The following is an 8,374-nucleotide window of genomic DNA, read 5'->3' as shown; positions in this document are numbered from 1 at the left end:
GCCAGCGTTCATCCTGAGCCAGGATCAAACTCTCCATAAAAGTGTTTGTCTTGCTCTAGTTTTAAAACTGACGGAATTAATTCTTAATTCCTTACCTATTTCTTTTGTTCAGTTTTCAAAGAACTGTGTGTTTCGTGCGTCGCTCGTTTTGGCGACTTTATTAGGATATCATCTTAAAAACAAGATGTCAACCTGTTTTTTTATCGTGTTTCCCGACTGCAACATTGTTTCTGTGTGTCGCAGCGACAAGAAATAATATAGCACGATATAGATAAACAGGTCAACACCTTTTTAGAAAAAAGTTTATTCTTTTATTGAGTAGTAACGATGATACAGGTTTTTGCTCTTTGTTTCCCGCTTGATTGCCTTTATATAACCCTTGTCTTTTAAGTGCGTAAGAATCATAGGAAGATCGATCGCATAGTCTTGAACCTCATCATGTTCCATCAATTCATGATATGCCCATTCATCCTTCTCTTTAATAATACCCAACAGATGGTGCGCACCTAATTTTGTCTTAGAAGAAAGTGAAAACTCTGATGCTAGTAATAGAAGTTCGATTCTTTTATCAATCGTCTCTTCTCCTGTTACAAGCTCTTCATACAACTTAAAGATTTCAGGTTGGATCATCTTCACCTGGTTCCAAACAGTAACTTCTGGATAATATCCATGCTCAATAACAGATAGACGAGCTAAATGATGAAGAGCATGCATGATGTTGTTAAATGCATCTAAATAATGGCCCGAGTGGAAGAGTTCTTTTCCATCGTTATATCGGCGAAGTAGTTTTGCAAACTCAAGACCAATCTTATGTGTTCTTTCTTCAGCAGGAAACTCGTGAAGTCGGTCTCTTAATCTTGTTATGTACTCATTACGGTTAAATAGAACTTTCCCGTTCATCACCCAATCAACCGCTCTTCTGTTCGTACCAAGCATCAACCAAGAATTAAGCAGTTGTTCTGTCACAATGTGAAGCGCAGCTGAGGTTGACTCAAACTCGTAGTGTTTGATCATCAAAGGCTGATCGGATTCTTTTACTATAATAAGAAGTATTGAATCAAAGTGATCCGTGCCAGGGCTGAATGGTTTATTCTTTTCAACAAAAAGCACTCCTAATGTGTTTTCGTTGCTTGCTCTCTCCTGATACAGCGGGCGTAAAATATCTTCCATGAAGGTCATCTCCCATTTTAACAAAATCCTGTTTGTTACTTTCAACATCAAATAAAGAAATCCTTTTTCTTTTCCTAAGAGTTCATATGTTATACTAATGAACGGAGGAGGGACAGGTATGATAAAGTATACGAGCAAAATCAATAAAATACGTACGTTCGCTCTTAGCCTTGTGTTTATAGGTATTATCATCATGTATGCAGGCCTGTTTTTCAAGACAAGTTTTGTCGTTATGTCTATTTTTATGGTGATTGGGTTTATTGCAACGATCGCTAGTGCTGGTGTTTACTTCTGGATTGGTATGATCTCTACTCAGGCTGTGCAGGTTGTCTGCCCAAACTGCGGAAAAGTAACGAAAGTACTAGGACGTGTAGATGCATGTATGTCATGTAACCAGCCACTTACGATGGATAAAGGTCTTGAGGGCGAAGAATTTGATGAGAAATACAACTCAAAACGCCAGATGCGCAAAGAGAATAGATAAAGCTGACTTACCGTAGTGGAAAGTCAGCTTTTTTTTAATGTTTTCTTTTGCAATCCGGGCATACTCCGTAAATTTCCATACGGTGTCGGCCTACATCAAACCCTGTTACAGATTCTGCTAGACTCTCAACCTCATCTAAACCGGGATAATGGAAATCCACTATCTTGCCGCATGAATCACAGATGATATGGTAGTGATCAGTCGTCACACAATCAAATCGGCTTGATGAATCCCCATAAGTCAGTTCTTTTACAAGACCCGCTTCTTTAAAAACTCTAAGGTTATTGTAGACTGTTGCTACACTCATATTTGGAAATTTCCCCTCCAGCGCTTTGTAAATCTCATCAGCAGTCGGATGGGACATTGATTGGATAAGATGCTCTAAGATAGCATGACGCTGAGGTGTAATCCGTACACCTACTGATTTTAAGTTGTCGATTGCCGCGTTTATCTTAGCGCTTGACATCGTCATGCACCCCATTTCTTTAAGAATTCTTACTTTATAATCGTTATAATTAGTCTACTGCTTTTCTACAGGTTTTGTCAATTGAAGTGTATGTATGCAGTATTGTATTAGGACTGATCTTCGTGTAGAACTGGCTCTTTCACTTTCATTTGTTCGTTAACGTAACGTGCAGCAACGAAGAGGAAATCAGAAAGTCTATTAAGATAAGACAACACAAGTGGATTTACACCTTCAATTTCTACAGCAATACGTTCTGCTCGCCTCGCAATTGTTCGTGCGGTATGAAGAGCACTTGCTGACGGGGAACCACCAGGAAGAATGAACTGCTTTAAAGGTTTCAGTCCCGCCTGCCAATGATCAATCGTCTCTTCAAGAAATGAGATATCTTCTTCTTTTAATTTCCAAGCTACTTCCTTACCCGCTGGAGTCGCTAGCTCAGCTCCAACATGAAATAAAACAGTCTGTACTTTTTGCATAACAGTTGTTGCTTTTTCAGCCCATTCTTCTCTCGGCAGCAAGCTTACGCCAAATCCGATCATGCTATTCGCTTCATCACATGTGCCATAAGCGTCTACCCGCACATCGTTTTTAGAAACCCGTTCACCAAAGATTAAGGATGTTGTTCCTTTATCTCCAGTTTTTGTGTATATTTTCATACTAATACCCCCGGTCATATGGAATGATATTGATCATCTCTTTACGCTTATCATTTCTATATAGAGTTAGATTATCACAAAAGATCTCGATCGCTCTTTCTTGGTACTGAGGTGAAATCCCTGAAAGGTGCGGCGTAACCGTTACGTTCTTCATATCCCATAATGGACTTTCTTCTACTAATGGCTCTTTTTCAAACACATCGAGAACGGCGTGGCCAATCTTCTCGGCTTGCAATGCTTGGATCAGCTCTACTTCATCTACCGTTTTTCCTCTTCCGATATTAATGAATACTGTGTTTTGCTTCATTAGAGAAAAGGCGCTCTTTCCAACGTAATGAAAAGTATGTGGCGTTGATGGGAGAACATTCACGATAAAATCACTTTCTTCATAAAGAGTGGAGATTCCTTCTTTATCCACGATTACATCACAATTATCCGCCGGATGCCCGCTTCTATTAAATCCGATGGTTATCATATTAAAAGCTTTCGCAAGTCTTGCTATCTCGCATCCGATTGCTCCTGTTCCTAATATACCAAGCGTCTTTCCTGAGATCTCAGTCATCGGCACTTTCCGATCCCACGTGTGCTGTTTTTGATTTTCTAAAAGCAGACTTGCTTTCCGTGAAACTTGCAGCATCATGGAAATCGTATATTCTGCCATAGGCGTTTTGTGGATGCCTCTTGCATTCGTAATCAGAATATCTTGTTTTTCTAGAGCTTTAAACGGCATTTTATCAAGACCAGCTGAAATAACCATGATCCATTGTAGTTCTTTTGATTCAGCTACTAATTCATCAGTTAGATCTTCCCCATAAGATAATAAGATTTCAGCTTGATTAAGATACGCCTTAGCTTCTTTCATGTTCTTATAAAAATGAAATTCTTCATTCGGGAACGTGTTCTTTAATCCGTCTTTTATATCATCTCTTAATCGCGCGCTGGAAAGAATCATAAGAAACACCTCTTTTCGAGTAATAGAAAAAGCGGGAACGTGCTCCCCGCTTTTTAAGTTGTTGCTGTTTTGTTTTGGCTGTTTGAGATAGGCTTTGTTGCTCTATGTGGGCGGTTGATTTCCGTTCCAGGATGCTCCCTTTCCGGGGGGCGTACGGTGAGCCTCTTAGTGCCTTGCACTATTAAGAGTCTCACCTGTCCCGCTGATCCCCCAGGAGTCTCGCACCTTACACTCCAATCAACATTCTCACTGAAGGTAAAAGCCGAGGTATCCCTTCTAATTAAGAATACTACTTAAGATTCTCCGGATTAAGACCTTGAAGTTCCGGCAGTACGAACAAACCGTCTTTTCTGATCAATACATCGTCAAAGTAGATTTCTCCTCCGCCGTACTCTGGACGCTGAATCAACACCATATCCCAGTGGATGCCTGATTCGTTTCCGTTGTATGCATCTTGATACGCTCTTCCAGGTGTGAAGTGAATGCTTCCGCCAATCTTCTCATCAAATAAGATATCTCCCATCGGGTGCTGGATCAGTGGATTTACCCCGATCGCAAATTCCCCAACATAACGAGCACCTTCATCTGTATTAAAGATCTCGTTTAATTTTTCGGTGTTGTCTGAAGTGGCTTCAACAATCTTTCCATCTTTGAATGTAAGTTTTACGTTGTTAAACGTGGTTCCGTGATAAGGACAAGGTGTGTTATAAGTAATGGTTCCATTCACACTGTCTTTTACGGGTGCCGTAAATACTTCTCCGTCAGGAATGTTATTTTCACCTGCACACATAACAGCTGGAATTCCTTTGATCGAGAACGTTAGATCAGTTCCCGGAGCTGTGATGCGTACTTTATCTGTACTTTCCATTAATGCATGAAGTGGTTTTTGTGCTTCAGCCATCGCCTTATAGTCCACGTTGCACACATCAAGTACAAAATCAGTGAACTTTTCTAAGCTCATTTTTGCCATTTGTGCAAGACCTGTAGTTGGGTAGTTTAATAAAACCCATTGGCGATCATTGATGATCATGTTTTGAACAGGCTTATTGATCTCCGCTTTCATCTGGAAAATCTCACTTGGAACTTCTGAGAACTCTGCATCATTGTTTTTACATTGAATAGAGATATACGCATCAATATCTTCTATGCGTGCAAGATCCCATTTCAGTTGTGCCTCAGAATGTTCTTTCGTTGAGCCCATCATTAATGCACGTGAAATTTCTTCGTCTGCTAGTTGAACGTAAGGAAAAGCTCCTAACTTGTAAGTTTCCTGTACGAGCTCTTTTACGAGTGGCTTCCCTGCTAAGAATGAAGTAATAAGTACTTTTTGCCCTTTTTCAACCTTTAGTGAATGCGTCAGCAATGTTCTAGCCAACGTCGTTAAACGTTCATCTCTCATTATGTATAACCCCCGAATTTATATGTTATAAAATTCACACTATTTCATTTTATCACGCATAAGCCATCATGCCTATTTATTAGGAACGAAAAGCATAGTCTATCAGTCTCTGTTGCATACTATTTGGTGTGGAGGTGAATGAATTCATGAACGTATCACGCGCTCAGCAGATCATTAGATCAGAAAAAGAGATCCAAGTGCTTCACAACGGAACTCCTGTATGGCTTCAATCTGTTGATGAAAACAATCAAACCGCTAGAGCTTACACAAGAGAACAGCCCGATCAAGAAATGGACATACCGGTAAACGAACTTCAGGAAAGTTAAAAAGCCCCGATTTCTCAGGGCTTTTTTCTATGACAGATTTTCTTCTATAAATTTCAACGCTTCTTCTACATGATCTTTTACTTTTACTTTTCGATATTCTTTCGCGATGTTTCCTTCTCCATCAATAATAAACGTGGAGCGTTCGATTCCCATGTATTCCTTGCCAAAGTTCTTTTTCAGTTTCCAAACATCGTATAGCTCTGCAACTTTATGTTCCTCATCAGCTAAAAGGATGAACGGAAGACCATGCTTCTCGATAAATTTGTCATGTCGCGCTAGCGGGTCAGGACTAACTCCGAGAATAACGGTATTCTGTTGCTTAAAGTCTTCGTGACGATCTCTGAAATCACATGCTTGCGTTGTACATCCTGGCGTCATATCTTTTGGATAAAAGTAGAGAACCACATTTTTGCCTTTGAAATCTATTAATTTAACTTCTTTTCCATTACTTGCCGGTAATGTAAAGTCAGGTGCTTTACTTCCTGTTTTTATCGTCATTGTATTTTAGACCTCCTTAAAGTTCCATCTTCTTTAAGGGTAGCCTATATGTCCGTTTTCAAACAACTATTTTGCCATCTTGTTATGGTGAACAACCGAAGATAGCACGAAAGCAATCGGCAGCAAATACCCTATCAGCGCTTGAAGAGCGGCTATCCACCTTCCTGCTCCAACAGGTACGATGTCTCCATAACCTACTGACAAAATCGTCGTGCTGCTGAAATAGATACATGCTTCTATAAAAGAGAAAAAATCACTCTGATTCAATTCTAGTTTTATGACGGGATAGCCCATCAGAGAGATAAGGGCATAAATGAGTCCAAATCCTGAAATGATTGTTCCGTACACGATGAACAAGATCAGCAGATGACTCGCTGGCATCAGATGTTCTTTGATTCCAGGATGTTTAAAGAGCATCCATATACTTCTGATAATGAGACTAGCAGTTGTTATGATCAAGATTACTAATACGACATTTTCCATTCTGTCCACCTCTCTTTATCCTATGAAAAAGAAAGATTGAATAGGACAGCCTTATGATCAAAAAAGACAGCCTGATTTTCACAGGCTGTCTTCTTACTTTTTATTTAGCTTGGTTTACTGAAATCGCTTCTGTTAACTCTTTTAACTGAAGTGTTAACTCACGCACGCGCGTTTGTGCCAATTCATCAACGAGTACGTTGCCTTCATCAAAATTAACTGGATCTGCAACAAATTGATCTGGCAGTACTAAGCTGTATACACCGCGGAGCACAGTGCGAAGATTAGTCAATGCGTTCATTCCGCCCTTTCCGCCTCCTGCAGCAACAGCAATTGCTGACGGTTTGTTCTTAAAATGCTTTCCTCCTAAGAAATCAAGCGCATTTTTCAATGCTCCGCTTATTCCGCTGTGATACTCTGGGCTCGTTACAAAAAAGCCATCAGCTTGTTCAGCATACTCAGCTAATTTTTTTACTGCCTCATTCTGAGCTGTCGTAGCATCTCCTGTAAATAAAGGTAACTTATCGATTCCTACATCAAAATACAAGACTTCAACGTTCATCTGTTTCAACGTTTCTGCAGCGAATTGTGCAATTCCTCTTGTTCTTGATTCTGCTGTCGGACTTCCTGCAATCACCATAATTTTCATATGTATTTCCTCATTTCTGCTATGCAATGTGATTTTGTTTATATCTTACAGGATAATGAATGCTTATTTATAACAATAAGCTTTGACATGTAAAAAATCAGGTCTTAAGTCCAGAAAATAAACATTGACTTATCTCCTATTAGAATGTAAATTATTTGTAATTTTGAAATTCTCAAAAACTAATTCGATCTTCAGCTAATCAAATTATAAATCATTCATACATAATGAAAGGACGATGAAAATGGCACTTGTTTCAGTTGACTTTTCCCCTTTTAACGAAATGATAATGAGCCTCCACGTTATTCAAAATCCTGCTCACCACCCATATCGACTTGCATGGGCTGAAAAAGCAAAAAATAAATTACCGCAAGATCTTTTACTTTTAATCAACAAATGGGGACCGCATTTTTATGACTGGATGTATTTCGTTAACATTCGAAACGAATTTCAATTTAATGAATCTACCGTCGAAGAGGCCATTGAACGTATAGCGCTCATTCCAGACTTAACGTTTTCCTATCTCTTGCTAGGTGAGAAATATGGAAGTGACTCTTTGCTCAAGTGGAAAAACAGCCCTGCATCAGCACCTCTTCACTCTATTGAACGAGACATTCTTTTACATGCTGCGCCCTGGAAAAGGAAGGTTTGTGATTTCTTTTATGATTACAACCGTTACTTGTTTGCAGAAGAGCTTTTCAGAATTACGCCTTGGATTTCAAGAGCATCTGACAATTTCAAGAAAGAACTGAGTGACTCGAAAATTGAAAGTTTAAACAGCATACATCCTGATGTTACAGTAACTTCTGATTCGATAAAAATTAAGAAGAATGATGTTTACACGTTTTCGTTTGAAGAGTTTCCTAGACTCGTGATTCAGCCATCTACATTCGCTACGCCACACGTCATGCTTTGCTGCAACCAAGACCGAGTTAGCATCGCACTCCATGTTGCTGTTCCGGATTCAGAAAAAAACCATGAACCACCTGAAGATTTAATTACCTTATTAAAAGTACTGAGTGAGCCAACAAGACTTAAGATCCTGCAAGACTTGCTTCACCATCCTTACAGCACGAAACAACTTGCTTATAAATACCATCTCACTGAAGCTACCGTATCGAATCATTTAAAGCAGTTGCTTTTATGTGGTTTAGCCGAAACACAAAGAAAAGGCTATTACGTTTTTTACACCGGTAAGCGAGAAAGACTGGAATCACTTCGTACAGATGTCGCTCAATTTATGCAGCAGCCTGTTTTGGACGAATATATTTTCACGGCTGACTTAACGTGAAAGGAA

The 8,374-nt window shown here is 39.5% G+C and carries 11 protein-coding genes; 3 read left to right on the top strand and 8 right to left on the bottom strand.

The window, feature by feature from the left end; genetic code table 11:
- Positions 1-303 precede the first annotated feature (303 nt).
- Positions 304-1,170 (bottom strand): nucleotidyltransferase-like protein, encoded by an 867-nt coding sequence (locus IHV10_RS20795; protein WP_197134130.1) that lies wholly within the window; start codon positions 1,168-1,170, stop codon positions 304-306.
- Between the two features lie 118 nt (positions 1,171-1,288).
- Here IHV10_RS20795 and IHV10_RS20790 point away from each other — a divergent pair, with 118 nt between their 5' ends.
- Positions 1,289-1,654, top strand: a complete 366-nt coding sequence (locus IHV10_RS20790) for a YgzB family protein (protein WP_066286256.1) — start codon at positions 1,289-1,291, stop codon at positions 1,652-1,654.
- Positions 1,655-1,688: 34 nt separating this feature from the next.
- On the opposite strand, the gene perR is transcribed toward IHV10_RS20790, so the two are convergent.
- From perR to IHV10_RS20770, 4 genes are all read right to left on the bottom strand, one after another.
- The gene (gene perR, locus IHV10_RS20785; RefSeq protein ID WP_137792276.1) at positions 1,689-2,120 is read right to left on the bottom strand and encodes a peroxide-responsive transcriptional repressor PerR; all 432 of its coding nucleotides are present in this window, start codon (positions 2,118-2,120) and stop codon (positions 1,689-1,691) included.
- A 107-nt stretch (positions 2,121-2,227) separates the two neighbouring features.
- Complete coding sequence (locus tag IHV10_RS20780) at positions 2,228-2,776, bottom strand: cob(I)yrinic acid a,c-diamide adenosyltransferase (protein ID WP_197134127.1); 549 nt, start codon at positions 2,774-2,776, stop codon at positions 2,228-2,230.
- Between the two features lies 1 nt (position 2,777).
- On the bottom strand, positions 2,778-3,728 hold the full coding sequence (locus IHV10_RS20775; protein ID WP_197134124.1) for a D-2-hydroxyacid dehydrogenase: 951 nt from the start codon (positions 3,726-3,728) through the stop codon (positions 2,778-2,780).
- Between the two features lie 289 nt (positions 3,729-4,017).
- Positions 4,018-5,127, bottom strand: coding sequence for an aminopeptidase (locus IHV10_RS20770; protein WP_197134121.1), 1,110 nt, complete (start codon positions 5,125-5,127; stop codon positions 4,018-4,020).
- Between the two features lie 146 nt (positions 5,128-5,273).
- Between IHV10_RS20770 and IHV10_RS20765 the strand changes: the two genes are divergently transcribed.
- Positions 5,274-5,453 (top strand): H-type small acid-soluble spore protein, encoded by a 180-nt coding sequence (locus tag IHV10_RS20765; RefSeq protein WP_197134118.1) that lies wholly within the window; start codon positions 5,274-5,276, stop codon positions 5,451-5,453.
- Positions 5,454-5,480: 27 nt separating this feature from the next.
- Here the strand turns inward: IHV10_RS20765 and bcp are convergent, their stop codons facing one another.
- The 3 genes from bcp to IHV10_RS20750 form a co-directional block, all read right to left on the bottom strand.
- A complete protein-coding gene (gene bcp / locus IHV10_RS20760; RefSeq protein WP_197134115.1) occupies positions 5,481-5,951 on the bottom strand; it encodes a thioredoxin-dependent thiol peroxidase in 471 nt (156 codons plus the stop codon).
- Positions 5,952-6,017: 66 nt separating this feature from the next.
- Positions 6,018-6,434, bottom strand: coding sequence for an ion channel (locus tag IHV10_RS20755; RefSeq protein ID WP_197134112.1), 417 nt, complete (start codon positions 6,432-6,434; stop codon positions 6,018-6,020).
- A gap of 100 nt (positions 6,435-6,534) precedes the next feature.
- On the bottom strand, positions 6,535-7,080 hold the full coding sequence (locus IHV10_RS20750; RefSeq protein ID WP_197134109.1) for an NADPH-dependent FMN reductase: 546 nt from the start codon (positions 7,078-7,080) through the stop codon (positions 6,535-6,537).
- A gap of 241 nt (positions 7,081-7,321) precedes the next feature.
- Here IHV10_RS20750 and IHV10_RS20745 point away from each other — a divergent pair, with 241 nt between their 5' ends.
- Positions 7,322-8,368 (top strand): ArsR/SmtB family transcription factor, encoded by a 1,047-nt coding sequence (locus IHV10_RS20745; protein ID WP_197134106.1) that lies wholly within the window; start codon positions 7,322-7,324, stop codon positions 8,366-8,368.
- Positions 8,369-8,374 lie beyond the last annotated feature (6 nt).

The organism is Fictibacillus sp. 5RED26 (genome assembly GCF_015903895.1).
GTDB lineage: Bacteria > Bacillota > Bacilli > Bacillales > Fictibacillaceae > Fictibacillus > Fictibacillus phosphorivorans.
The sequence above is the reverse complement of the archived record's forward strand: the minus strand, read 5'-3'. Positions and strand labels throughout refer to the sequence as shown.

Coding starts and splice junctions, on each gene's coding strand:
- IHV10_RS20780 (WP_197134127.1), bottom strand. CDS start 2,776: ATGAAAATATACACAAAAACTGGAGATAAAGGAACAACATCCTTAATC.
- IHV10_RS20755 (WP_197134112.1), bottom strand. CDS start 6,434: ATGGAAAATGTCGTATTAGTAATCTTGATCATAACAACTGCTAGTCTC.
- IHV10_RS20765 (WP_197134118.1), top strand. CDS start 5,274: ATGAACGTATCACGCGCTCAGCAGATCATTAGATCAGAAAAAGAGATC.
- IHV10_RS20795 (WP_197134130.1), bottom strand. CDS start 1,170: ATGGAAGATATTTTACGCCCGCTGTATCAGGAGAGAGCAAGCAACGAA.
- IHV10_RS20790 (WP_066286256.1), top strand. CDS start 1,289: ATGATAAAGTATACGAGCAAAATCAATAAAATACGTACGTTCGCTCTT.
- IHV10_RS20745 (WP_197134106.1), top strand. CDS start 7,322: ATGGCACTTGTTTCAGTTGACTTTTCCCCTTTTAACGAAATGATAATG.
- IHV10_RS20770 (WP_197134121.1), bottom strand. CDS start 5,127: ATGAGAGATGAACGTTTAACGACGTTGGCTAGAACATTGCTGACGCAT.
- bcp (WP_197134115.1), bottom strand. CDS start 5,951: ATGACGATAAAAACAGGAAGTAAAGCACCTGACTTTACATTACCGGCA.
- IHV10_RS20775 (WP_197134124.1), bottom strand. CDS start 3,728: ATGATTCTTTCCAGCGCGCGATTAAGAGATGATATAAAAGACGGATTA.
- IHV10_RS20750 (WP_197134109.1), bottom strand. CDS start 7,080: ATGAAAATTATGGTGATTGCAGGAAGTCCGACAGCAGAATCAAGAACA.
- perR (WP_137792276.1), bottom strand. CDS start 2,120: ATGTCAAGCGCTAAGATAAACGCGGCAATCGACAACTTAAAATCAGTA.